Annotated in this window: 21 protein-coding genes; 13 read left to right on the plus strand and 8 right to left on the minus strand. The window is 67.5% G+C overall.

Going from position 1 to position 25,349, the window contains the following annotated elements; translation table 11 throughout:
* Window positions 1–113 precede the first annotated feature (113 nt).
* The 4 genes from rplI to rpsF form a co-directional block, all read right to left on the minus strand.
* Window positions 114–560, minus strand: a complete 447-nt coding sequence (gene rplI, locus L3078_RS22860; RefSeq protein ID WP_184906394.1) for a 50S ribosomal protein L9 — start codon at window positions 558–560, stop codon at window positions 114–116.
* Between the two features lie 18 nt (window positions 561–578).
* Window positions 579–815, minus strand: a complete 237-nt coding sequence (gene rpsR, locus L3078_RS22865; protein WP_003949403.1) for a 30S ribosomal protein S18 — start codon at window positions 813–815, stop codon at window positions 579–581.
* Between the two features lie 82 nt (window positions 816–897).
* Window positions 898–1,494 (minus strand): single-stranded DNA-binding protein, encoded by a 597-nt coding sequence (locus L3078_RS22870; protein ID WP_239755834.1) that lies wholly within the window; start codon window positions 1,492–1,494, stop codon window positions 898–900.
* A gap of 78 nt (window positions 1,495–1,572) precedes the next feature.
* Window positions 1,573–1,863 (minus strand): 30S ribosomal protein S6, encoded by a 291-nt coding sequence (gene rpsF, locus L3078_RS22875; protein WP_005482942.1) that lies wholly within the window; start codon window positions 1,861–1,863, stop codon window positions 1,573–1,575.
* A 264-nt stretch (window positions 1,864–2,127) separates the two neighbouring features.
* Between rpsF and L3078_RS22880 the strand changes: the two genes are divergently transcribed.
* From L3078_RS22880 to L3078_RS22890, 3 genes are all read left to right on the plus strand, one after another.
* Entirely contained in the window at window positions 2,128–2,442 is a 315-nt protein-coding gene (locus tag L3078_RS22880; protein WP_005482944.1) for a hypothetical protein, read from the plus strand.
* Window positions 2,443–2,666: 224 nt separating this feature from the next.
* Complete coding sequence (femX, locus tag L3078_RS22885) at window positions 2,667–3,788, plus strand: peptidoglycan bridge formation glycyltransferase FemX (RefSeq protein ID WP_239755835.1); 1,122 nt, start codon at window positions 2,667–2,669, stop codon at window positions 3,786–3,788.
* Window positions 3,789–3,853: 65 nt separating this feature from the next.
* Window positions 3,854–4,885, plus strand: a complete 1,032-nt coding sequence (locus L3078_RS22890) for an alanine racemase (RefSeq protein WP_033530670.1) — start codon at window positions 3,854–3,856, stop codon at window positions 4,883–4,885.
* A gap of 129 nt (window positions 4,886–5,014) precedes the next feature.
* On the opposite strand, the gene L3078_RS22895 is transcribed toward L3078_RS22890, so the two are convergent.
* Together L3078_RS22895 and L3078_RS22900 are read right to left on the minus strand one after the other, a co-directional pair.
* A complete protein-coding gene (locus L3078_RS22895; protein WP_239755836.1) occupies window positions 5,015–6,523 on the minus strand; it encodes a glycosyltransferase family 87 protein in 1,509 nt (502 codons plus the stop codon).
* Between the two features lie 183 nt (window positions 6,524–6,706).
* Window positions 6,707–9,370 (minus strand): transglycosylase domain-containing protein, encoded by a 2,664-nt coding sequence (locus tag L3078_RS22900; RefSeq protein WP_239755837.1) that lies wholly within the window; start codon window positions 9,368–9,370, stop codon window positions 6,707–6,709.
* 373 nt (window positions 9,371–9,743) lie between these two features.
* Between L3078_RS22900 and L3078_RS22905 the strand changes: the two genes are divergently transcribed.
* From L3078_RS22905 to L3078_RS22915, 3 genes are all read left to right on the plus strand, one after another.
* On the plus strand, window positions 9,744–10,424 hold the full coding sequence (locus L3078_RS22905; RefSeq protein WP_239755838.1) for a PadR family transcriptional regulator: 681 nt from the start codon (window positions 9,744–9,746) through the stop codon (window positions 10,422–10,424).
* Between the two features lie 44 nt (window positions 10,425–10,468).
* Window positions 10,469–11,551 carry an inositol-3-phosphate synthase gene (locus tag L3078_RS22910; protein WP_239755839.1) on the plus strand — a complete coding sequence of 361 codons (1,083 nt, stop codon included), beginning with the start codon at window positions 10,469–10,471 and terminating at the stop codon, window positions 11,549–11,551.
* Window positions 11,552–11,629: 78 nt separating this feature from the next.
* Window positions 11,630–12,919 (plus strand): MFS transporter, encoded by a 1,290-nt coding sequence (locus tag L3078_RS22915; protein ID WP_239755840.1) that lies wholly within the window; start codon window positions 11,630–11,632, stop codon window positions 12,917–12,919.
* A gap of 97 nt (window positions 12,920–13,016) precedes the next feature.
* Here L3078_RS22915 and L3078_RS22920 read toward each other — a convergent pair whose 3' ends face one another.
* Window positions 13,017–14,465: a CCA tRNA nucleotidyltransferase gene (locus L3078_RS22920; RefSeq protein ID WP_239755841.1), complete on the minus strand. Its 1,449-nt coding sequence runs from the start codon at window positions 14,463–14,465 to the stop codon at window positions 13,017–13,019.
* 236 nt (window positions 14,466–14,701) lie between these two features.
* Between L3078_RS22920 and L3078_RS22925 the strand changes: the two genes are divergently transcribed.
* From L3078_RS22925 to trxA, 7 genes are all read left to right on the plus strand, one after another.
* Entirely contained in the window at window positions 14,702–17,110 is a 2,409-nt protein-coding gene (locus L3078_RS22925; protein WP_239755842.1) for a DUF6049 family protein, read from the plus strand.
* 47 nt (window positions 17,111–17,157) lie between these two features.
* Window positions 17,158–19,368, plus strand: coding sequence for a murein biosynthesis integral membrane protein MurJ (gene murJ / locus L3078_RS22930; RefSeq protein ID WP_239755843.1), 2,211 nt, complete (start codon window positions 17,158–17,160; stop codon window positions 19,366–19,368).
* 118 nt (window positions 19,369–19,486) lie between these two features.
* On the plus strand, window positions 19,487–21,214 hold the full coding sequence (locus L3078_RS22935; RefSeq protein WP_239755844.1) for a protein kinase family protein: 1,728 nt from the start codon (window positions 19,487–19,489) through the stop codon (window positions 21,212–21,214).
* Between the two features lie 25 nt (window positions 21,215–21,239).
* Entirely contained in the window at window positions 21,240–21,953 is a 714-nt protein-coding gene (sigM, locus tag L3078_RS22940; protein ID WP_239755845.1) for an RNA polymerase sigma factor SigM, read from the plus strand.
* Entirely contained in the window at window positions 21,950–22,837 is an 888-nt protein-coding gene (locus tag L3078_RS22945) for an anti-sigma factor (protein WP_239755846.1), read from the plus strand. Before sigM ends, L3078_RS22945 begins: the two co-directional genes overlap by 4 nt.
* A 173-nt stretch (window positions 22,838–23,010) precedes the next feature.
* Entirely contained in the window at window positions 23,011–23,982 is a 972-nt protein-coding gene (gene trxB / locus L3078_RS22950) for a thioredoxin-disulfide reductase (RefSeq protein ID WP_239755847.1), read from the plus strand.
* Window positions 23,983–24,023: 41 nt separating this feature from the next.
* On the plus strand, window positions 24,024–24,356 hold the full coding sequence (gene trxA / locus L3078_RS22955) for a thioredoxin (protein WP_239755848.1): 333 nt from the start codon (window positions 24,024–24,026) through the stop codon (window positions 24,354–24,356).
* 78 nt (window positions 24,357–24,434) lie between these two features.
* Here trxA and L3078_RS22960 read toward each other — a convergent pair whose 3' ends face one another.
* Window positions 24,435–25,052 carry a GNAT family N-acetyltransferase gene (locus L3078_RS22960; RefSeq protein WP_239755849.1) on the minus strand — a complete coding sequence of 206 codons (618 nt, stop codon included), beginning with the start codon at window positions 25,050–25,052 and terminating at the stop codon, window positions 24,435–24,437.
* Window positions 25,053–25,349 lie beyond the last annotated feature (297 nt).

Below are 25,349 nucleotides of genomic sequence, written 5' to 3' on the forward strand. Positions count from 1 at the left end.
CTGAGAACGCGGTGTGGCCGACTCGTTTCACGTGAAACATCGCCCCGGCAAGCATGTGGGGCCGCACCCCTCGCAGGGTGCGGCCCCATACACCGCTTCAGCGAACGCGACCCTTAGGCCGCGATGACCTCGATGTTGACCTTGGCGGCAACCTCGGGGTGCAGACGCACGGACGTCTCGTGAGCGCCCAGCGTCTTGATCGGAGCAGCCAGCTCGATGCGGCGCTTGTCGACCTCGGGGCCACCGGAAGCCTTGATCGCGGAAGCGATGTCGGCCGGGGTGACGGAACCGAAGAGACGACCGGCGTCGCCGGAGCGGACAGCCAGACGGACCTTGACGGCCTCGAGCTGGCCCTTGATCTGGTTGGCCTGCTCGATGGTCTGGATCTCGTGGATCTTGCGAGCACGACGGATCTGCTCGACGTCCTTCTCGCCGCCCTTGGTCCAGCGGATCGCGAACTTCCGCGGGATCAGGTAGTTGCGAGCGTAGCCGTCCTTGACGTCGACGACGTCGCCGGCAGCGCCGAGGCCGGAGACCTCGTGGGTGAGGATGATCTTCATGTGTCGGTCACCCTTCCCTTATCGCGCGGTGGACGTGTAGGGCAGCAGCGCCATCTCACGGCTGTTCTTGACGGCCGTGGCGACGTCACGCTGGTGCTGCGTGCAGTTGCCGGTCACGCGGCGGGCACGGATCTTGCCGCGGTCGGAAATGAACTTCCGCAGCATGTTCGTGTCCTTGTAGTCCACGTACGTGACCTTGTCCTTGCAGAAAGCGCAGACCTTCTTCTTCGGCTTGCGCACAGGCGGCTTCGCCATGGTGATTCTCCTGTGTGATCAAGAAGTTTGGGGTACGGCCCCACCCTTGACCTCTAAGACCGGTGCCCCGGCCTCGAAGTCCTTAGAAGGGGGGCTCGTCCGAGTAGCCGCCGCCACTGCCGCCGGAGCTTCCGCCCCAGCCGCCGCCACCGCCGCCGCCCTGGTTGCCACCGGCGGGAGCGCCGCTGGCCCACGGGTCGTCGGCGGGAGCGCCGCCGCCCTGCTGACCGCCGCCGGGGCCTCCGCCCCAGCCGCCGCCACCCTGGCCGCCACCGCCACCGCCGCCGTAACCGCCCTGGCCACCGCGGCCGCCTCCGGCGGTCTTGGTCACCTTGGCCGTGGCACTGCGCAGGCTGGCGCCGACTTCCTCGACGTCCAGCTCGTAGACCGTGCGCTTGACGCCCTCACGGTCCTCGTAGGACCGCTGCTTCAGCCGGCCCTGCACGATGACGCGCATGCCTCGCTGGAGCGACTCGGCGACGTTCTCCGCCGCCTGACGCCAGACCGAGCAGGTCAGGAACAGGCTCTCGCCGTCCTTCCACTCGTTGGTCTGACGGTCGAAGGTGCGGGGAGTGGACGCGACACGGAACTTCGCGACCGCCGCACCGGAAGGGGTGAAGCGCAGCTCGGGGTCGTCGACAAGATTGCCGACGACCGTGATGACGGTCTCGCCTGCCATGGGGGTACCTCTCGGCGGGTTTGCTGCTGGCTGCTTGGTGCTGCTACTCGGATCCCGGGATCGACTGAGCGGGAAGGCTCAGTGGGTCTCGGGGCGGAGGACCTTGGTCCGGAGGACCGACTCGTTCAGGTTCATCTGGCGGTCGAGCTCCTTGACGACCGCAGGCTCGGCCTGCAGGTCGATGACCGAGTAGATGCCCTCAGGCTTCTTCTTGATCTCGTACGAGAGACGACGACGGCCCCAGGTGTCGACCTTCTCGACCTTTCCGTTGCCCTCACGGACGACGGAGAGGAAGTTCTCGATCAGGGGGGCGACAGCGCGCTCCTCCAGATCGGGGTCGAGGATGACCATCACCTCGTAGTGACGCATGTGGAACCCACCTCCTTTGGACTCAACGGCCACGGTCGTTCCGTGGCAGGAGGGTTGTGATGCGTACGCAACGGTATCGGCCGCCACTGACAATCGAGGGGTCCCCTCGGGGATCCCTGTCATGGCCTGGGCAGACACCGGTGCAGACGGTACACACTACCCGCACACCCGCTTCCGGTTGAAATCCGGTGGCGGTGACCGTCAATCTGTACACATCGGGTGTGTATGGCGCTACGATGCGCCGCCTTCCGCAGGAGGTGCCCCATGGCACAGACATTGCGACCCAACATCGCCGGCTCCCTGTTCGCCACCGACGACAAGCCCCACCCCGTGCAGGACACCCTGCTGGCCGTGACGCTCGTGCTCGGGGCGGTCTCCTTCATCACGGCGATGTTCCACCATCTGCACCTGCTCAGTTCCTGGACGGGCCTGGTGGGGATTCTGACCGGCGCGTACGGGCAGTTCATCTCGGAGACGACCCGTGAGCGCTTCGGCCTGATCGTGGGTCTCGGTGCCTCGGCCGTCGGATTCTTCCTGGGCATGGCCCACGGAGGTCTCTTCGGCGGCGTCATCGGCTGACTCCGCGCCGCCCTGTCGCGCGGTCGGCGGACCGACCCCATGCTGTTTGTGGTCTCACATCGGACCAAGCGGCCGAATAACACCACCTGACGTCCTGACCGCGTACTGGCCGGGCTCCAGGTCCCATACAGCCATTCGGGGCGCCCGCAGGGCGCAGTAGGCTTCGGCGCGAGAGCCGGAGCCCCTGTACCCATGGGGACACACCAGCCCGAGGAGCGCCCTGAATGAGCCTGACCCTGAGGACGATCAGCCGTGAGCAGCATCTGGCATACATCCAGAGCCTGCCCTCGGCCAGCCACATGCAGGTCCCGGCCTGGGCCGACGTCAAGGCCGAGTGGCGCTCCGAGAGCCTCGGGTGGTTCGACGACAAGACCGGCGAGATGGTCGGCGCCGGCCTGGTGCTGTACCGCCAGCTGCCCAAGATCAAGCGCTACCTCGCCTATCTGCCCGAGGGTCCGGTCATCAACTGGTTCGCACCGAACCTCACCGACTGGCTGGAGCCGATGCTCGCGCATCTGAAGCACCAGGGCGCCTTCTCGGTGAAGATGGGTCCCCCGGTGATCATCCGGCGCTGGGAGGCCACTTCCATCAAGGCGGGCATCCAGAACCCGGACGTGAAGCGTCTGCGCGACATCGAGGCCGACTTCATCGAGCCGCGGGCCTTCGAGGTCGCCGACAAGCTGCGCCGGATGGGCTGGCAGCAGGGTGAGGACGGCGGGGCCGGCTTCGGTGACGTACAGCCGCGCTACGTCTACCAGGTGCCGCTCGCCAACCGGTCTTTGGAAGAGGTCCACAAGAACTTCAACCAGCTGTGGCGCCGCAACATCAAGAAGGCCGAGAAGGCCGGTGTCGAGGTCGTCCAGGGCGGCTACCACGACCTGGAGGAGTGGCAGCGGCTGTACGAGATCACGGCCATCCGCGACCGGTTCCGGCCCCGCCCGCTGTCGTACTTCCAGCGCATGTGGACGGCCCTCAACACCGAGGACCCCAATCGCATGCGGCTCTACTTCGCCCGGCACAACGGCGTGAACCTGTCCGCGGCGACCATGCTCGTCGTCGGGGGGCACGTCTGGTACTCCTACGGGGCCTCGGACAACATCGGCCGTGAGGTCCGGCCCTCGAACGCGATGCAGTGGCGCATGCTGCGCGACGCCTACGCCCTCGGCGCGACCGTCTACGACCTGCGCGGCATCTCCGACTCGCTGGACGAGACGGATCACCTCTTCGGCCTGATCCAGTTCAAGGTGGGAACCGGCGGACAGGCCGCCGAGTACCTCGGTGAGTGGGACTTCCCGCTGAACAAGCTGCTCCACAAGGCGCTCGACATCTACATGTCGCGCCGCTGACGCCCCCGTTTTTGCTTCCATACCTCTGATACACCGCAGCCACGAGAAAGGTTCCGGGACCGTCCATGGCGCTCACGCTGTACGTCGACACCGCGCGCTGGCGGGCACACCACAAGCACGTTCAGGAGCAGTTCCCGGGACTCGTCCCCGTCTGCAAGGGCAACGGCTACGGCTTCGGGCACGAGAAGCTGGCGGAAGAGGCCACGCGTCTCGGGTCGGACATCCTCGCCGTCGGCACCACGTACGAGGCCGCCCGGATCAAGGACTGGTTCAGCGGCGACCTGCTGGTGCTGACGCCCTACCGACGCGCTGAGGAGCCCGTCCCCCTGCCCGACCGCGTCATCCGTTCCGTGTCGTCGGTCGACGGCGTGTACGGACTCGTGGGCGCCCGTGTCGTCATCGAGGTCATGTCCTCGATGAAGCGGCACGGCGTGAGCGAGCAGGAACTGCCCCAGCTCCACGCGGCCATAGAGAACGTGCGCCTGGAGGGCTTCGCCATCCACCTGCCGCTGGACCGCACCGACGGCTCGGACGCCGTCGAGGAGGTCATCGGCTGGATGGACCGGCTGCGCGCGGCCCGGCTGCCGCTGCACACCATGTTCGTCAGCCACCTCAAGTCCGAGGACCTCATCCGCCTCCAGCAGCAGTTCCCGCAGACCCGCTTCCGGGCCCGCATCGGCACACGGCTCTGGCTCGGCGACCACGAGGCGACCGAGTACCGCGGTGCCGTCCTGGACGTCACCCGCGTCGCCAAGGGCGACCGTTTCGGCTACCGGCAGCAGAAGGCGGCCTCGGACGGCTTCCTGGTGGTCGTGGCGGGCGGTACGTCGCACGGGGTGGGTCTGGAGGCACCAAAGGCACTGCACGGCGTCATGCCGCGCGCCAAGGGCGTCGCCCGGGCGGGCCTCGCCACGGTCAACCGGAACCTTTCTCCGTTCGTCTGGGGCGGCAAACAGCGGTGGTTCGCCGAGCCTCCGCACATGCAGGTGTCGATCCTCTTCGTGCCGTCGGACGCCCCGGAGCCCAAGGTCGGGGAGGAACTGGTGGCCCATCTGCGGCACACCACCACGCAGTTCGACCGGATCGTCGACCGCTGAGCGCCTGCCCGAAGGCGGAGTGGACCAGACGCTAGGTAGTTCAGCCCGCAGGGATGAATGCGGAAGGCCGTACACGAGGCTTCGTGTACGGCCTTCCGCATTCATCCCTGCCCAGGCTCTCCTGTTCGCTCAGAGCGAACTGCCTCCTGGCCCCCGGATGCCCCACTCCACCTGAGGCCCTTCGAAGGGCAGCGCGTGCCTCGGGGGATGGGCTGCCGCACCGTACACATGGACGTCCTCCGCGCCGTCGAGCACACCGCCGGAAGGATCGTCGTCACCGGCCCTGCGCACCACGTCCCGCTCGGGCATGAAGATGTCGCACACGATGACAACGCACAGGTAGAGCGTGCCCAACAGGTGGGCCATGATGGCGAGTTGGTAGCCCTCGGCAGGCAGGCCCTTGTGAGCGTCTCCGCTGGTCGTGTACGCGAGGTACATCCAGATACCCAGGAAGTACGCCACCTCGCAGGCCTGCCAGATCAAAAAGTCCCGCCAGCGGGGCCGAGCCAGGGCGGCGAGCGGCACCAGCCAGAGCACGTACTGCGGCGAGTAGACCTTGTTGGTGAGGATGAAGGCCGCGACGATCAGGAAGGCGAGCTGGGCGAAGCGCGGGCGGCGCGGGGCGGTGAGCGTGAGCGCGACGATGCCGACGCAGACGATCACCATCGAGACCATCGCGTACGCGTTCGCCGTCTCAGCGGTGATCTGGATGTTCAACCGTTGCGAGATGACGAGGAAGAAGGAACCGAAGTCCACACCGCGCTCCTGGCTGAAGCGGTAGAACTTCGACCATCCGTCGGGTGCCAGCAGCATCACCGGAAGGTTCACCGCGAGCCAGGCCCCGACGGCGCCGAGCAGCGCGGTCGCGAACGCTCGCCACTTGCCTGCGCGCCAGCACAGCACGAAGAGCGGTCCGAGCACCAGGAACGGGTAGAACTTGGCGGCGGTGGCGAGCCCGATCAGCACACCGAAGGCGAGGGGCCGCCGGCGCGACCACATCAGCATCGCGGCGGCCAGCAGGGCCACCGCGAGGAGGTCCCAGTTGATGGTGGCGGTCAGCGCGAATGCGGGCGCCAGAGCCACCAGAAGGCCGTCCCACGGGCGCCGGCGGTGAATGCGCGCGCAGCAGACCGCGATGACCGCCGCGCAGACCATCAGCATCCCGGCGTTGACCATCCAGTACCACTGTTCCTGGTGCTGAATGGTGCCGCTGCCCGGGGTGAGCCAGGCGGCGACCTCCATGAACACGCCGGTCAGTACCGGATACTCCAGGTACTCCATGTCGCCGGGGATCTTGTCGAAGTACGGCACGAGTCCGTCGGCGAATCCTCGCCCCTGGTAGAGGTGCGGGATGTCCGAGTAGCAGGCGTGCGTGTACTGCGAGCTGGCGCCGAAGAACCAGGCGCCGTCGTAGCAGGGCAGCTTCTGCACCATGCCCAGTGCGAACATGCCGATGGCCACCAGCGCGACGACTCGTACCGGTGTCCACCAGGAGGTGCCGAGCAGCGCCCGGCGCCCGATCGGGCCGCCGATCAGCTCACTGCCGGCCGAAGCGACCTCGTCCTCCTTGGTGGGCCGCACCGGCTCCGGCTCGTCCGTGCTCACTCGCGTCGTCTCTGCACTGGGCATGCCGCACATCCTGCCGTACGCGCCTGGGAATACGCCGAGGACCACCGCAACCCGTCGTTTCCGGCGCCTGTGTTTCACGTGAAACACAGGCCGCCCCTCGTCGGCTCGCGCAGGGGATACGGCGAGGGCCACCGCACCTGATCGGTGCGGTGGCCCATGTTTCACGTGAAACACATCCTGCCGGGCGTGGAGCTACCCGTCGTTGCCTCCGAAGAGACCCCCGTTCTGGTTGCCTCTCGAATCATCCTCCGACTCCGTCGGCGAAGCGGTCACCCCGCCGTCGATTCCACCGGTGTCCGTGCCGCCCGTGTCGGTCTCGCCGGGCTCCTCGCACGTGGGGTTGAACGGGTTGCGGCAGGTCTCGCTGGGTGTCGGCGAAGGCGAGGCCTCGCTCTCGGTCGGCGACGGACTCGGCTCGGGCGACTCCTCCTCGGACTCGGTGACCGTCGGGGTCGGCGTCGGATCCGGTTCCTCGTTGACGATCACACCGATCGGCTCCGGCTCCGGGAAGTCCTCCGCCGGCTGGCCCTTGAGCGCGTCCTCCATGTAGTCGTGCCAGATCTCGGCCGGGAACGAAGCACCATGGATCGTCTCCTGGCCACCCGTGCCGTACATCTCCAGGAACTTGCGGTTCTTGTTCGACTCGTCGTCGTCCATGCGGTACATGCTGATCGCCGTCGACAACTGCGGGGTGTACCCGACGAACCAGGCCGACTTGTTGCCGTCGGTGGTGCCGGTCTTGCCCGCCACCTCACGGCCGGCCAGTTGGGCCGACGTACCGGTTCCCTCCTCGACGACGGTCTTGAGGACGTCGGTCACGTTGTCGGCGACCTCCGAGGTGAAGGCCCGCTTCGGCTCAGCGATGTCGTCGTGGTCGAACCTGGTCAGTCCCTCGTACTCGACGGTCTTGACCGAGAACGGTTCGTTCTGCTTGCCGCTGGCGGCGAAGGTCGCGTACGAACCCGCCATACGGATCGCACTCGGGTCGGAGATACCGATCGAGAAGGACGGGAAGCCCGTGCCGGTGAGGCTGCCCTCCTTGAGGCCTGCCTCCATGGCCGCCTCCTTCACCCGGTCCAGACCGACGTCCATACCCAGCTGCACGTAGGGGGAGTTCGCCGAGACCCGCATCGCCTCACGGAGATCGATCTGGTACTTCGGCGGGCTGCCGTACGACTCGTCGCCGTCGTTGGCCTGCAGCCACTCCTTGCCCTCTTCGTTGGTCCAGATGTCGCCGTTGTAGTCCCTGATCTTGAGGTTGTTCTTCCCGCTGTAGAGGCTCTTCGGCGAGACGATGGTCCGTTCGTCCTGTGCCTGGTCGGGATCGAGATCAGGGTCGCGCTTGCCCCAGGTCATGGCAGCCGCCAGGACATAGGGCTTGAACACCGAGCCGACCTGGGCTCCGGTGACGTCGGCGTTGTTGGTGAAGTGCTTGGTGGCGTCCTCACCACCGTAGATCGCCTCGATGGCGCCCGACTTCGGGTTGACCGACGCGCCACCGAACTGCACGTGGGTGTCGGTCTTCGGGCGGAGGTCCGGCTTGATGTTCTCCTTGCGGACCTTCGTCACGGCCTTCTCGAGTTCCTTGACCTTCTTCTTGTCGAAGGTCGTGTGGATCTCGTAGCCGCCCTGCTCGAGCTGCTTCTGCGTGATGTCGGTGTTGTTGAGGATGTAGCCCTTGGCCGTGTCGACCAGGTAACCGATCTGGCCCCCCAGCTGCGCGTTGGACCGGGGAGGCTGGATCTTGGGGAAGTTGGGGTACTTGGCCGCTTCGGCGGCGGACAGATGCTTGTCCTTGACCATCTCGTTGAGGATCCAACCCCAGCGTTCCGTGGCCCGCTTGGTGTTCGCCTCCGACGTGGCGGCCGGGTCGATCGCAGTCGCACCGGCCGGGTCGTAGTACGTCGCGCCCTTGAGAACCGCGGCAAGGAAGGCGCACTGGCTGGGATTGAGCTTCTCCGCGTCCGTGCCGAAGTAGGTACGGGCGGCCGCCTGCAGACCATAGGCGCCACGGCCGAAGTAAGCCGTGTTCAGATAGCCGCGCATGATCTCGTCCTTGTCGACGGAGGCGCCCACCTTCACCGAGATGAAGAGTTCCTTCACCTTCCGGGACAGTGTCTGCGACTGGTCGTCGAGCATGGCGTTCTTCACGTACTGCTGGGTGATGGTCGAACCACCCTGCGTCTGACCACCCTTGGCCATGTTGACGACAGCGCGGGCGATTCCCATCGGGTCGACACCGCTGTCGGTCTCGAACGTCTTGTTCTCGGCCGACATGACGGCGTAGCGCATCGCCTTGGGGATCTTCTCGTACGCGATGATCTGGCGGTTGACCTCACCACCCGTCGCGACCATCTGTGAGCCGTCCGACCAGTAGTAGACGTTGTTCTGCGCGGTCGCGGCCTGCGCCGGGTCAGGTACGGCCACAACCGCGTACCCGATGCCGGCCGCCGCCACGAGGCAGCCGAAGAAGCCGATGAACAGCCCTGTCACCTGGCGCCACGAGGGCACCCACCGCATCGCCCCGTACTTGCCGGCGCGCGGATAGTCGATAAAACGCTGTTTGCCGGGCGGGGCGGCGCGCCCTCGGCCACGACCCGGCCCGCGCCCCGCGGGCTCGGCCGCTCTACGACGGCCGCCGCCCGGACCGACGCCGGTGCTTCTCTGCGCCGCACGTCGCGACGCTGCGCGGCCCTCGTACGAGGACTCCTCACCTCCCGCACCATAGGTTTCGGAAAGTGACCCGGTGGCGCCCCGCGGTGCCGCGCGGCGGCCGGAGGACGCCGACTGGCCGCGTCGGGCCGCGGCACGTCCGCCTCCCTGCGGCTGCGGCGGTTTGCGACGGTGCTCGCTCATCGAACGACTACTCCTCGGGCAGGCGCACCCGTGCGCGCCTGGAAACGGCGGCTGGTTTCCGGTCCCCCCGAAGTACGGATGCGGTCGTGTTGGCATTCATCCGTACCGCACCCAGGACGACGACGTGCTCAAACGTCACTCGGTTCCCAGTGGTGTGCATGCCGCACAGACTACGCACCGCCAAAACCCACTGAGCACCGAACTTCATCCCAAAACAGGCAACTTGCTTCCTACTAATCGGTGATGTGACCCCGTTCACCGGATCCCCACTTGTCGCATCCGGAGGGGCGTTCTATCGTCGTGATGTATCGAGTCGATACATCAGCTCGGCATAAATCGTGCCGACAGGGCCAGTGGGAGACGGGAGGCGACGATGAGCCGGCGCTCCGGGATACTCGAGTTCGCCGTCCTCGGTCTGCTCCGCGAAGCCCCAATGCACGGCTATGAGCTGCGCAAACGACTCAACACGTCGTTGGGTGTGTTCCGGGCGTTCAGCTACGGGACGCTCTACCCCTGCCTCAAGACGCTGGTCGCGAACGGCTGGTTGATCGAGGAGTCGGGCGGTACCCCGGAGGATGCTGCCGCCGCCCCGCTCACAGGTCGCCGCGCCAAGATCGTCTACCGGTTGACGGCGGAAGGTAAGGAGCATTTCGAGGAGCTGCTCTCGCAGACGGGTCCCGACGCCTACGAGGACGAGCACTTCGCCGCTCGCTTCGCGTTCTTCGGGCAGACCTCCCGGGATGTGCGTATGCGCGTCCTGGAGGGCCGTCGCAGCCGTTTGGAGGAACGGCTGGAGAAGATGCGCGTCTCTCTGACACGCACCCGCGAGCGCCTCGACGACTACACGCTCGAGCTCCAGCGCCACGGGATGGAGTCCGTGGAGCGCGAAGTGCGCTGGCTGAACGAGCTCATCGAAAGCGAGCGGGCGGGCCGGGACCTGAAGGGCCCCGCCCACGGAGAACCCGCTCGCGACACCACAGAGGGAGCGCCGGGCGCCCTGCCCCGGCCCGGGGGCACCCCCGGGCCGGATGCGCCCGGCGACACCACCACGTGAGGTCCCTGCCAGGACCTCACTCGTACACACAGGGAGCAACCGGAATGGGTTCGGTTCGCGTAGCCGTCGTCGGCGTGGGCAACTGCGCTGCGTCGCTGGTGCAGGGAGTCGAGTACTACAAGGACGCCGACCCGGCGTCCAAGGTCCCGGGTCTCATGCACGTGCAGTTCGGTGACTATCACGTCAGTGACGTGGAGTTCGTCGCCGCCTTCGACGTCGACGCCAAGAAGGTCGGTCTGGACCTCGCGGACGCCATCGGCGCCTCCGAGAACAACACCATCAAGATCTGCGACGTGCCGAGCACCGGTGTAACCGTGCAGCGCGGCCACACGCTGGACGGCCTCGGCAAGTACTACCGCGAGACCATCGAGGAGTCCGCCGAGGCCCCGGTCGACGTGGTCCAGGTCCTGAAGGACAAGCAAGTCGACGTCCTCGTCTGCTACCTGCCCGTCGGTTCCGAGGACGCGGCGAAGTTCTACGCCCAGTGCGCCATCGACGCCAAGGTCGCCTTCGTCAACGCCCTCCCGGTCTTCATCGCCGGCACCAAGGAGTGGGCGGACAAGTTCACCGAGGCGGGCGTCCCGATCGTCGGTGACGACATCAAGTCGCAGGTGGGTGCCACCATCACGCACCGGGTCATGGCGAAGCTGTTCGAGGACCGCGGCGTGGTCCTGGACCGCACGATGCAGCTGAACGTCGGCGGCAACATGGACTTCAAGAACATGCTGGAGCGCGACCGCCTGGAGTCCAAGAAGATCTCCAAGACCCAGGCCGTCACGTCGCAGATCCCCGACCGAGAGCTCGGCGAGAAGAACGTCCACATCGGTCCGTCGGACTACGTCGCCTGGCTCGACGACCGCAAGTGGGCGTACGTCCGTCTTGAGGGCCGTGCCTTCGGTGACGTCCCGCTGAACCTGGAGTACAAGCTGGAGGTCTGGGACTCCCCGAACTCCGCCGGTGTCATCATCGACGCACTCCGCGCCGCGAAGATCGCCAAGGACCGTGGCATCGGCGGCCCGATCCTGTCGGCGTCGTCGTACTTCATGAAGTCCCCGCCGGTGCAGTACTTCGACGACCAGGCCCGTGAGAACGTCGAGAAGTTCATCAAGGGTGAGGTCGAACGCTGATCAAGCGTTCTTAGTGGGCCGTTGAGGGTCCCCGGGCCAGGTGCCCGGGGACCCTCCCCGTATGTGAGGCTGTGCCCCATGTCCGTCGTGCGCGACCTGCGCGTCCTGCTTCGCTTCCGGGACTTCCGGCGTCTGCTGGCCGTACGGCTGCTGTCCCAGGGAGCCGACGGCGTCTACCAGGTCGCGCTGGCCACGTACGTCGTCTTCTCGCCCGAGAAGCAGACGTCGGCAGCCGCGATCGCCTCCGCGATGGCGGTCCTCCTTCTTCCGTACTCCCTCGTCGGCCCCTTCGCCGGCGTCCTCCTCGATCGCTGGCGACGCCGCCAGGTGCTGCTGTACGGAAACGTCCTCCGTGCCCTGCTGGCCTCGGTGACAGCCGTTCTGATCCTTGGCCATGTGCCCGACTGGCTCTTCTACGCTTCCGCGCTCTGCGTCACGGCCGTCAACCGCTTCGTCCTGGCGGGCCTGTCCGCCGCGCTGCCCCGTGTGGTGGACGCCGACCGACTGGTGGTCGCCAACTCGCTCTCACCGACGGCCGGAACGCTGGCCGCGACGGCCGGCGGCGGACTCGCCTTCGCCGTACGCCTGGTGGCATCGGATTCCGACTCCGCTGTGGTTCTCCTGGGCGCGGGCCTTTACCTGTGTGCGGCTCTGGCCTCCCTGCGCATCGCCCGGGAACTTCTCGGCCCGGATTCCGAGCTGGTACAGCCGCGGTTGGGCGCGGCCCTCGCCGGCACCGCACGGGGCCTGGCTGCAGGTGTACGACATCTCGCCGAGCCGGGACGGCGGGCCGCCGCCTGGGCGCTGGCCTCGATGACACTGATGCGCTTCTGCTATGGCGCCCTGACCGTCATGGTGCTCATGCTCTGCCGCTATGCCTGGTCGTCCGAGAGCTCCGGGACGTCCGAATCCGAGGAAGGGCTGGCCATCCTCGGGCTCGCCGTGGGCATCTCGGGAGCGGGATTCTTCACGGCCGCGGTGATCACGCCCTGGGCCGCGGGACGGCTGGGCCCCGGCCTCTGGATCGTCACCTGCTCCGCGGCGGCAGCCGTACTGGAACCGGCCCTCGGCCTGCCCTTCACGGAAGTGCCCATACTGATCGCGGCCTTCGTCCTGGGTCTGGTCACGCAGGGAGCGAAAATCTCGACGGACACGATCGTCCAGTCCTCCGTCGACGACGGATACCGGGGCCGGATCTTCTCCCTCTACGACGTCCTGTTCAACATCGCCTTCGTCGGCGCCGCTGCCGTGGCCGCCCTGATGCTCCCGCCGGACGGCCGCTCGGCCGCTCTGGTGGTCACCGTGGCGGTGATCTACGGAGTGATCGCTGCGGTCATGGCCCGCTTCGGTGTGGCGAACAGGCGCTGATGCGGGGCGGCGATGTTTCACGTGAAACATCGCTCTCTGTTTCACGTGAAACATCGCACCGCACGGATGTCGGGCGAAGACGACGGACTGCCTGCCGTCAGGAAACCTGGGACGCCTGCGCCCACCACTCCTTGAGCGCTGTCACCGCCTCGTCGTGCTCCATCGGCCCGTTCTCCAGACGCAGCTCCAGCAGGAACTTGTACGCCTGACCGATGACCGGGCCGGGTCCGACGCCCAGGATCTCCATGATCTGGTTGCCGTCGAGATCCGGGCGGATGGCGTCCAGCTCCTCCTGCTCCTGGAGCTGTGCGATGCGCTCTTCCAGCCCGTCGTAGGCCCGCGAGAGAGCGTTCGCCTTGCGCTTGTTCCGCGTGGTGCAGTCGGAGCGGGTCAGTTTGTGGAGGCGGTCGAGCAACGGACCCGCGTCGCGCACGTAGCGGCGGACAGCGGAGTCCGTCCACTCACCGGTGCCGTATCCGTGGAAGCGCAGGTGGAGTTCCACCAGCCGTGAGACGTCCTTGACCTGGTCATTGGAGTACTTGAGGGCCGCCATGCGCTTCTTGGTCATCTTGGCGCCCACCACCTCATGGTGGTGGAAGGAGACCCGGCCGTCCTTCTCGAAGCGACGCGTGCGGGGCTTGCCGATGTCGTGCAGCAGTGCGGCGAGCCGCAGCGTGAGATCCGGTCCGCTCTCCTCGAGTGCGATCGCCTGCTCCAGGACGATCAACGTGTGGTCGTAGACATCCTTGTGCCGATGATGCTCGTCACGTTCCAGTCGCAGCGCCGGCAGCTCCGGCAGGACGTGCTCGGCGAGACCGGTGTCGACCAGCAGGGTCAGGCCCTCACGGGGGTGAGCGGAAAGGATCAGCTTGTTCAGCTCGTCCCGCACCCGCTCCGCCGAGACGATCTCGAGGCGACCGGCCATGTCGCTCATCGCCGAGACGACCTCGGGAGCCACCTCGAAGCCCAGCTGGGCGGCGAAACGCGCGGCCCTCATCATGCGCAGCGGGTCGTCGGAGAAGGACGCCTCAGGTGTACCGGGGGTACGCAGAACGCGCGCCGAGAGGTCCTCCAGCCCGCCGTGCGGGTCGATGAACTCCTTCTCGGGCAGGGCCACCGCCATCGCGTTCACGGTGAAGTCACGGCGTACGAGATCGTCCTCGATCGAGTCGCCGTACGAGACCTCGGGCTTGCGCGAGGTCCGGTCGTACGCCTCGGAGCGATAAGTCGTGACCTCGATCTGGTAGCCGTCCTTCTGAGCACCCACCGTGCCGAACGCGATCCCGACCTCCCATACGGCGTCCGCCCAGGGCCGTACGATCCTCAGCACGTCCTCGGGGCGAGCATCCGTCGTGAAGTCCAGGTCGTTGCCGAGCCGACCGAGCAGCGCGTCCCTGACCGAGCCACCGACCAGGGCGAGCGAGAACCCCGCCTCCTGGAAACGGCGGGCGAGGTCGTCGGCGACAGGGGACACCCGCAGCAGTTCACTCACCGCGCGGCGCTGCACCTGACTCAGGGCACTGATGTCTTCGTTGGCGTTCGGCACAACTGAAAAGGGTACGGGGCGCCGGTGGCCTCGGTCGCCTCCATTGAACGTGCACAAGGGCTTCGCGCAGGTGGCCCCCTCGCCCACCCCTTAGATACGTGCACATACGGGGACAGCCCGGCCTCCTCCCCCGATCTTGTGGAGCGGACCGCGGCACTTCCCCTCAGCGCACATCGTTACCATGCGTGGACGCACATTCCGACGACCACTGACGACGACGAGGGACGGGCGAGCGCGTGGCCGAGGCGGCAGACTTCCAGGGGACGAGTCCCTCACCTGCCCGCCGATGGCTGCTGCGCGCCGGGGCCCTCTTCGTCGGCGCACCCCTGTTGGCCGGCCTGTTCCAGGTCCCGGCGGCCCCATCCGCGCAGGCGTCCCCGAAGGCATCCCTCGCCGAGGCCACGGGATCGAGGACCGTCGAGGTCTCCCTCGACTCGTTCAGCCCCAGCGTGCCCACCGAAGGCGACACCGTCACCGTCTCGGGCACGGTCACGAACAAGGGCAAGCAGACCGTCACGAATGCCCATGTGGGCCTGCGGGTGGCCCCGGCCGCCGTGAAGGGCCGCTCATCCATCGACGACGCGGCCAAACGCACCGGCTTCGACCAGTACGCCGACGGGCCGGAGGTCGGCGGCAAGTACGTGGAGAAGTTCGACACGCTCGCATCCGGCGTGGCTCAGCCCTTCACCATCTCGGTGCCCGTCAAGGAACTGGACCTCGGCTCGGACGGTGTCTATCAGCTGGGGGTCTCGCTCTCGGGCAGGACCGCCGCCGCCCCGTACGACCAGGTTCTCGGTATCCAGCGCACGTTCCTGCCGTGGCAGCCCGACGATGCGGGCGCCAAGACGAAGACGACCTACCTCTGGCCACTGATCTCCGACACCCATCTGACGGCCGAGACCGGGCCCGGCGAGCAGCAGACGCCCGTGTTCCTCAACGACGACCTGGCCAAGGAGATCTCCGCGGGCGGACGCCTGGAGCAGATGCTGACGCTGGGCAAGGACCTGGACGTCACCTGGGTGATCGATCCGGACCTGCTGGCGTCGGTCGTCGCGATGACGGGCGGCTACCAGGTCCGTAGCGGGGGCACCCCTGTCGCCGGCAAGAATCAGGCCGTCGCCAAGGAGTGGCTGGCAGAGCTGGAGACAGCCGTACAGGGCGAGGAGGTGATCGCCCTCCCCTTCGCCGACCCCGACCTCGCGGCGCTGGCCCACAACGGCAAGACGATCACCGGCTCTCTCAGCCGGCTGAAGGACGCCACCGACGTGGCTTCCGACACGGTCCAGAACATCCTCCGGGTGCAGCCGGAGACGGACTTCGCCTGGCCCGTGAACGGTGCCGTCGACCCGTCGATCGTCAAGGTCGCCATCTCGGCGGGCGCCGACAAGGTGATCGCCCGGAGCGACAGCCTGCAGGAGAACAGCAGCCTGTCGTACACACCCAACGCGGCCCGGCCCATCGGCGGCGGCACCACGGCTGTGGTGGCGGACGCCCGGTTGTCGACGGCGTTCCAGGGCGACATGACGAAGGCCGAGAGCTCCACTCTGGCAGTGCAGCGGTTCCTCGCCCAGAGCCTGACCACGGACCTCCAGAACAGCAAGCAGCGCAGCATCGTGATCGCTCCGCAGCGCATGCCGTCGGCTAGCCAGGCACAGACGATGGCGCAGGCTCTCACCGCGCTCCAGGGCGGAAACTGGTCGCAGCCTCAGGAACTCTCGGCCGCCGCCGCCGCGAAGCCCGATCCGAGCGCCAGCACCAGGATCCCGTCGGCTTCGGCCTACCCCTCGTCGCTGCGGAAGCAGGCGCTGTCGAAGTCCGCTTTCGAGGAGATCCAGACCACCCAGACCGACCTCGATCGCTTCAAAGTGATCCTCTCCGACCAGTCCCGCGTGGTCACACCGTTCGGCAGGACCATGGACCGGGAGATGTCCACCTCCTGGCGGGGCCGTTCGATGGACGCGGCGGTCTACCGCAACAACGTCCAGACGCATCTCAACTCACTCACCGAGCAGGTGCGGTTGATCAAGAAGTCCGAGACGAAGCTCTCGGGCCGCAGCGCGACGATCCCCGTGACCGTGCAGAACAACCTCGTGCAGGGTGTCGACAACCTGACCCTGCGCCTCTCGTCCAACGCGCCGAAACGCCTGATGATCGGTGACAAGGCCGCCGCCGAGCAGTCCGTCGACATCTCCGGGGGGCACAGCGAGTCGGTGAAGTTCACCACCAACGCCAAGGCCAACGGACCGGTCACCGTCGTCGCCCAGCTCTACACCGTGGACGGCGAGAAGTATGGTGACGAGGTCACGTTCACGGTGAACGTCACCGAGATCACCCCCACGGTGATGCTGGTCATCGCCGGTGGCGTCCTGCTCCTCGTCCTCGCCGGCTTCCGGATGTACACCCAGCGCAAGCGGGCCGCCGGCCGACTGGAGGCTGAGGGAACCTCGACGGACGACGAGGCGTCGGAGAAGACTCAGAAGCCCGACGACGCGAACACCGAGGCGGCCCCAGTCGTACACACTGCCGAGGAGAAGCCCCCGGTGAAATCCGGGACGGACGAGCCGGAGCACCCGAGTGACCCGGCACCGGACACCGCTCCGGAAAGCACCGACCCGTCCGGCACGGGTGAGAGAGTGGACCGTTGAGCGATTGTCGTGGCCGGTTGGCCCGGGGACGATGAGGTGGGGTAAGCATGAACGCGCCGTACGACGGTGACCGCGGCCAGGGCGCGGCCGACTCGGGGTATCCCGACGGCCCGCTGCCCGGGCCGGGCCAGGTGCCGCCGCAGCCTCCCGCGGACATGTACCTCCAGGACGCCTACGACCAGGATCCCTTCCGGGCCCAGGACCTCACCGCGCAGGACCCGGTGGCCGAGGCGCTCTACGACCGAGCCGCCCACCCGCCGCCGGCCCCGGGCAACTACCAGCCTCAGCAGCCGCTCTACGCGCAGCCGTCGGCGCCTCAGTACGCGCCCGACCCTCGTGTGTGGGCTCAGACTCCGGCGCCCGAACCCGAGGGGCCGACCCGGCATCTGCCGTACGGCGACGACGCCCGGACCACCCAGTTCGTCGGCGTGGACGACCTGGTGACGCAGGCCGGTGAGGAGCGCCACGAGCCGGACGCCTTCGCCCATCTCTTCCGCGACCAGCAGCAGGGCGGCTCCCCTGTGGGGCAACCGTCCGTTCCCGGTCCGACCCCGCCCCCGGGCCCGGGCCCCGAGTGGGCGGTCCGCGAGGAGCCCGCCCCCGTTGCCGCGCCGGCCGCGAAGAAGGGCGGGCGGGCCTCGGGCCTGCTGAAGTCGAGCGCCGTGATGGCGGCGGGCACCATGGTCTCGCGGCTCACGGGCTTCATCCGCTCGGCGATGATCGTTTCGGCGCTCGGCCTCAGCCTTCTCGGTGAGTCCTTTCAAGTCGCCTACCAACTGCCGACGATGATCTACATCCTCACCGTCGGCGGGGGTCTCAACTCCGTGTTCGTGCCCCAGCTCGTACGGGCCATGAAAGAGGACGATGACGGCGGAGAGGCCTACGCCAACAGGCTGCTGACCCTGGTCATGGTGATCCTCGGTCTCCTCACCGCGCTGGCCATGTTCGCTGCGCCACTACTCGTCCGGGCCTTGTCGACCCCACTAGCCACAAACGCCGAAGCCAACGACGTCGCCGTCACCTTCACTCGGTACTTCCTGCCCTCGATCTTCTTCATGGGCATTCACGTGGTGATGGGACAGATCCTCAACGCCCGTGGGCGCTTCGGCGCGATGATGTGGACTCCCGTCCTCAACAACATCGTCATCATCGTCACTCTCGGGGCATTTCTCTGGGTTTACGGGAGCGCCGCCAACTCCCACATGACGGTCGAGAACATTCCCCCGGAGGGGGAGCGCCTCCTCGGCATCGGCATTCTCCTGGGTCTCGTGGTTCAGGCCCTGGCGATGATCCCGTACCTGAGGGAAACCGGCTTCAGGCTGCGGCTGCGCTTTGACTGGAAAGGGCACGGTCTCGGCAAGGCCGCGATGCTCGCCAAGTGGACGATCCTGTTCGTACTCGCCAACCAAGCGGGTGCCCTCGTCGTGACTCAGCTGGCAACCGCAGCGGTCACGGAGACGAAGATCGCCGGTACCGGTTTCAGCGCCTACGCCAACGCCCAGCTCATCTGGGGCCTGCCGCAGGCCATCATCACCGTCTCGCTCATGGCCGCCCTGCTGCCTCGCATCTCACGCTCGGCGGCCGAGGACGACGCCGGAGCCGTGCGTGACGACATCTCACAGGGCCTGCGCACCACGGCGGTCGCCATCGTGCCGATCGCCTTCGGCTTCGTCTCGCTGGGCATCCCGATGTGCACGCTGATCTTCGGTTCGTCCGGCACCGGCGCGGCGACGAACATGGGCTTCATGCTGATGGCCTTCGGGCTCGGCCTCATCCCGTACTCCGTGCAGTACGTCGTCCTCCGCGCCTTCTACGCGTACGAGGACACTCGGACGCCCTTCTACAACACGGTCATCGTGGCGGCCGTCAACGCGAGCGCCTCGGCGGTCTGCTTCTTCGTGATCCCGGCCCGCTGGGCCGTGGTCGGCATGGCGGCCTCGTACGGACTGGCCTACATGATCGGCGTCGGCGTGGCCTGGCGGCGCCTCAAGAAGCGGCTGGGCGGGGACCTGGACGGCTCCCGGGTCATGCGCACGTACGCGCGACTGTCCATCGCCTCGCTGCCCGCGGCGCTGCTCAGTGGCGCGGCCTGCTACGGCATCAGCCGGGCCCTGGGCCAGGGTGTGGGCGGCTCGATGCTCGCACTCGTCGGGGGAGGAATCGTTCTGCTCGGCGTCTTCTACGTCGCCGCGCGACGTATGCGCATCGAAGAGCTCAACTCGATGGTCGGTATGGTCCGCGGACGGCTGGGGCGCTGAGGCTGGGGTACGCGCACAACCATCGTCCGTCGACGCGTGTCGCTCATAGCGGCGGACTGTGGGCACAATTGGCTTTGGCGTCTTGGAACGCTCAACGGATGGGGAGGCAGGGACGACGGTGGCGGAACGGAGCACGGCTGCCGTCGACGTGGCAGACAACAGCGGCGACGAGCCGCTGACCGCACAAGCGGACCAGTCCACGGCCGACGGGGAGGCCCAGAACCGGGAGCGGGACACGGAAAGCTCGGCGAGCGAAGAGGCACAGGGGAGCGGCGGTATCGAGGGCCCTTCCAAGACGACACCGCCCGAACTCCACAGCGGCCACAAGCTCGCCAGGCGCTACCGCCTCGAAGAGTGCGTCACCCGTCTGGACGGTTTCAGCAGTTGGCGTGCCGTCGACGAGAAACTGCGTCGCGCGGTCGGGGTGCATGTACTCCCCGCCGACCACGCACGCGCTCGTTCCGTGCTGGCGGCGGCCCGTTCCTCGGCGTTGCTGGGTGATCCCCGTTTCGTCCAGGTGCTGGACGCGGTCGAGGAGAACGACCTCGTGTACGTGGTGCACGAATGGCTGCCCGACGCCACGGAACTGACGACTCTGCTGGCCTCCGGTCCACTGGAACCGCATGACGCGTACCAGATGGTCACGCAGATCTCCCACGCCATGGCCGCCGCGCACCGTGAGGGCCTGTCGCATCTGCGGCTCAACCCCAGTGCGGTGCTGCGCTCCGCCGCCGGCCAGTGGCGCATCCGCGGCCTCGCGGTGAACGCCGCGCTGCGCGGCATCAGCTCGGACACCCCGCAGCGCACGGACACCGAGGCGATCGGGGCACTGCTGTATTCGGCGCTCACCCAGCGCTGGCCGTACGAGAACGACGCACACGGCCTCTCTGGACTCCCCAAGGGCGTCGGTCTCATCGCGCCCGACCAGGTCCGTGCGGGTGTCCACCGAGGGCTGTCGGAACTGTCCATGCGGGCGCTCGTCAACGACGGTGCCACCGCGTCCCGCCACGAGTCCCCGTGCACGACGCCGGAGGAACTGGTGAAGGCGATCGGTGAGATGCCCCGCATCCGCCCGCCGGAGCCCGCGTTCACCGCGCCGCCCGAGTACCAGCACACGACGTATCAGCAGGGCACGTACGGCCGCCCGGCCCCCCACGCGGGTATCACACAGCCCCTGCAGACTCCGCCCGCCCCGCTGCAGAGCCGGACGGGCAAGGCCCTCAAATGGGCCGTCTCGGCTCTGCTGATCGCCGCCCTCGGCCTCGGCAGCTGGCAGTTGGCCGACGCGCTGATGGGCCGGAGCGGCCAGTCCAGCGAGCCGGACACGAGCCAGACGGCCGGCGGCAACGACAAGGGCACCGACAAGGCCAAGCCCGTCACGACGCTCGGCATCAAGGGCGCGGCGGAGTACTTCCCGGACGGGAAGGCCCAGCACCCCGGCGATGTGGGCCTGACGTACGACAGCAGCGGGTCGACGTATTGGCGGACCTACTCCTTCAAGGGCGGGCCCACGCTGGCTCCGTACAAGCAGGGCGTCGGCATCGTGTACGACCTCGGCTCGGCCCAAGAGGTGTCGGCGGCCTCGATAGGGCTGTACTACTCCGGCGACCACACGACGGCCACGCTCTACGCGGCCGACTCCCTGTCGTCGTCCGCTCCGCTCAGTTCCATGACGAAGATCGCCACCAACCAGACGACCGGGACGGAACTCAAGATCTCCGCCAAGAAGTCGGTGAAGACCCGGTACGTTCTCATCTGGCTCACGGATGTGCCCAAGGCGAATGGTGACCAGTACAGCGACCCTGGCTACAAGCAGGCGATCACCGACGTGAAGTTCATGGGCTGAGAGTTCACCGACGGGAGGGGGTCCGATGGCGCACAGCGCTGATCACAGCGGGGCGAGCGATCAGGATCTCCTGGCCCGGCACGTGGAGGGTGACTCCGACGCCTTCAGCGAACTCGTACGGCGGCACCGGGACCGGCTCTGGGCGGTGGCGCTGCGGACCCTGGGAGACCGCGAGGAGGCTGCCGACGCCGTCCAGGACGCCCTGGTGTCCGCCTACCGGGCCGCCCACACCTTTCGTGGCCAGTCGGCCGTCACGACCTGGCTGCACCGCATCACGGTGAACGCCTGCCTGGACCGCGCCCGCAAGGCCGCGTCCCGCAAGACCTCGCCGGTCGACGACACCGAGCGCCTGGAGCAGCTCCTGGAGCCGCACGAATCGGCGTCCGCTCCGGCCGAGCGCAATGATCTGCACCGCCAGCTGCTGGAAGCTCTGGGCACTCTGCCGAAGGACCAGCGGGCGGCTCTCGTCCTGGTGGACATGCAGGGCTACCCGGTGGCGGAGGCCGCTCGCATCCTCGATGTGCCGACCGGCACGGTGAAGAGCCGCTGCGCCCGTGGCAGAGCCAGACTGCTGCCGCTCCTGACCCATCTCAGAGCGGATGGCGACGGGGAGGGCGGCAGAAAGTCGGGGCGTGGAAGGAACCGGGCGCAGGGGACATCCGTCCCACCCGCAGCGGGAGCACATGATGCAGGGCCAAGCGATTCAGCTGCTGTGAAGGGCGGAGGTGGGCGAGCGTGACATCCACGACCGATACGGCCGGGCACCCGGAGGTCACGGAGATCTCCGACCTCAGTGAGGGGCTTCTTCCTCCTGCCCGCACTACGGATGTACGTCGGCACCTGGACGAGTGCGTTCTCTGCTCCGACGTCTACGCGTCGCTGGAGGAGATCCGCGATCTCCTCGGTACCTTGCCAGGGCCTCCTCGCATGCCCGACGACGTCGCGGGGAGGATCGACGCCGCTCTGGCCGCCGAGGCCCTGCTGAACGCCAGGGGGCCCGAGAGCGGGACGACCGAAGAGCTCACCGCGGCCCCACGGACCACTGGGAGCGAGAACGGCGCGCATGTTTCACGTGAAACATCGCCTGCCGTGGATCGCCCTGCCGGTCATCCACGCGCGTCCACCGGCCCGGGCCGGACGGGTCAGAAGCGGCGCAACCGTCGTAGGACGGCTATCGGTGCCGTCTTCGCGATCGCGGCACTGGGCTTCGGTGCCGTTCTCGTCCAGTCGATCGGTGAGGACGACAGCCCCCCGGCCTCAGCTTCCGACACCTTCTCCGGCGTCAAGCTGGAAAAGCGAGTCGAAGACCTCCTGGGCAAGACCGAGAGCGGAAGCCCACGCGAGCGCGATTCCTTCGGGACTGCGGCGTCCCCGACCGAGGGCACGAAGACGTTCCTCACCGCCGATGTGCCCGACTGCATCGCGAAGGGCATCGGAGACACCACCGGTGCGATCGCTTCCGAGCCGGGTACCTACCGGGGAACCGACGCATATCTTGTGCTGCTGCCCGACCGCTCCGACGACTCACGCGTCACCGCCTACGTCGTCGACGCATCATGCCTGAAGAAGGCTTCGGAGCCTGCCGGCGACGTTCTCGTGCAACATACCTACGCCCGTCCCTGAGGACTGTCTCCGGCGCTGTGCCACCTCCGGCCATCCCGTAGCGGGGTCGCGCTTCCGTGTGCCCGGACACACCGGGAATGCGCGCCCCTTAGGATCCGTTGGGTGGGGTGAGAGTTTCGAGAGCAGCTCCCACCGGCAGTACGCAGCAGTCTCCAGAGACGAGGAATCAAGCCGTGAGCGACGTCCGTAACGTGATCATCATCGGCTCCGGGCCCGCCGGCTACACGGCGGCGCTCTACACCGCGCGCGCGTCGCTGAAGCCGCTGGTGTTCGAGGGCGCCGTCACCGCAGGCGGCGCGCTGATGAACACCACCGAGGTGGAGAACTTCCCCGGCTTCCGGGACGGCATCATGGGCCCCGACCTCATGGACAACATGCGTGCCCAGGCCGAGCGCTTCGGTGCCGAGCTCGTCCCGGACGACATCGTCGACGTCGACCTGAGCGGCGAGATCAAGACCGTCACGGACACTGCCGGCACGGTGCACCGCGCCAGGGCCGTCATCGTCACCACGGGCTCCCAGCACCGCAAGCTCGGGCTCCCCAACGAGGACGCCCTCTCCGGACGCGGCGTCTCCTGGTGCGCCACCTGTGACGGGTTCTTCTTCAAGGACCAGGACATCGCCGTGATCGGCGGCGGCGACACCGCCATGGAGGAGGCCACCTTCCTTTCGAGGTTCGCCAAGTCCGTGACCATCGTCCACCGCCGGGACACCCTGCGCGCCTCGAAGGCGATGCAGGAGCGTGCGTTCGCCGACCCGAAGATCTCGTTCGTCTGGGACAGCGAGGTCGCCGAGATCCAGGGCGACCAGAAGCTCGCCGGTCTGAAGCTGCGCAACCTCAAGACGGGCGAGACGTCCGAGCTGCCGGTGACGGGCCTGTTCATCGCGATCGGACACGACCCGCGCACGGAACTCTTCAAGGGCCAGCTCGACCTGGACGACGAGGGCTATCTGAAGGTGGCTTCCCCGTCCACCCGGACGAACCTGGCCGGTGTCTTCGGCGCCGGCGACGTCGTCGACCACACGTACCGCCAGGCGATCACCGCCGCCGGCACCGGCTGCTCCGCCGCCCTCGACGCCGAGCGCTTCCTCGCCGCCCTCGCCGACGGCGACCAGGTCGCCGAGCCCGAGAAGACCACCGTCTGACCCCCGTCCGCCCCACCGCACCAACCAGTTAGGAGCCCTCAGTGGCCGGCACTCTGAAGAACGTGACCGACGACTCCTTCGAGCAGGACGTCCTCAAGAACGACAAGCCCGTCCTGGTGGACTTCTGGGCCGCCTGGTGCGGTCCGTGCCGCCAGATCGCGCCGTCCCTCGAAGCGATCGCCCAGGAGTACGGCGACAAGATCGAGATCGTCAAGCTCAACATCGACGAAAACCCGGCCACGGCTGCCAAGTACGGCGTCATGTCCATCCCGACGCTGAACGTCTACCAGGGCGGCGAGGTCGCCAAGACCATCGTCGGTGCCAAGCCGAAGGCCGCGATCGTGCGGGACCTCGGAGATTTCATCGGCGAGTGATGTTTCACGTGAAACACGAAGGGGCCGACCCGGAAGGGTCGGCCCCTTCGTGTTGAGAGCGGCCGCAGTGCCGGTGATTCAGAGCGGTCGCAGCGCCGGTTCCTTCTGCACGGCTCCCAGAAGCCGGTCCAGCGCCAGCTCGACGTCTTCCTTCCAGGAGAGCGTCGTCCGCAGTTCCAGCCGCAGCCGGGGATGAGCGGGGTGGGGCCGCACCGTCTTGAAGCCCACGGCCGTCAGATGGTCGGCGGGAAGCAGACACGCCGGTTCCTTCCAGCGGGCGTCGCCGAAAGCCTCGATCGCCTTGAAGCCCCGTCTCAGCAGATCTTTGGCAACCGTCTGGACCATCACACGGCCCAGCCCTTGGCCCTGGTAACCCTGCATGATGAAAGCGGTCATCAGCTGGACGGCGTCAGGGGAGACCGGACTCGTGGGAAACGCCGTGGACCGGGGCACATAGGCCGGAGGCGCATACAGCACGAAGCCCACCGGTACCTCGTCCACGTAGACGACCCGACCGCACGACCCCCAGTCCAGCAGGACAGCTGAGATCCACGCTTCCTTCTCGAGGGCGGGAGTGCCGGCCTTTACCGCGGCTTCGCCGCTGACTGGGTCCAACTCCCAGAAGACGCACGAGCGACAGCGCTTGGGAAGGTCCTGAAGGTTGTCCAGCGTGAGCGGTACGAGCCGACGCCCCATGAAGGCTGTTCCTCGCTTCCTTCGCCCGCAGCGTCGCGAGCGGCTGTCAGAGCACTCCGCTCCCTGAGCAGACTGCCGACGAATCCACCGACGGCTCCCAGTCCCAGGCCTGCGGTCATCAGTCCGGAACGGCTCACGGTTCGCATGGCCCGCCTCTCCACAAAGATCCGCCAGGTCGATGCGCCATACCCGAACGCATCGTATCCACGATGCGATTGCCTAGATACTGCCTCAAAGCAAAGAGCGGGCTGTGTCCGGTATACATCGGACACAGCCCGCTCAAGCGGTCGACGGGCC

This window comes from Streptomyces deccanensis (assembly GCF_022385335.1).
Classification (GTDB): Bacteria; Actinomycetota; Actinomycetes; order Streptomycetales; family Streptomycetaceae; genus Streptomyces; species Streptomyces deccanensis.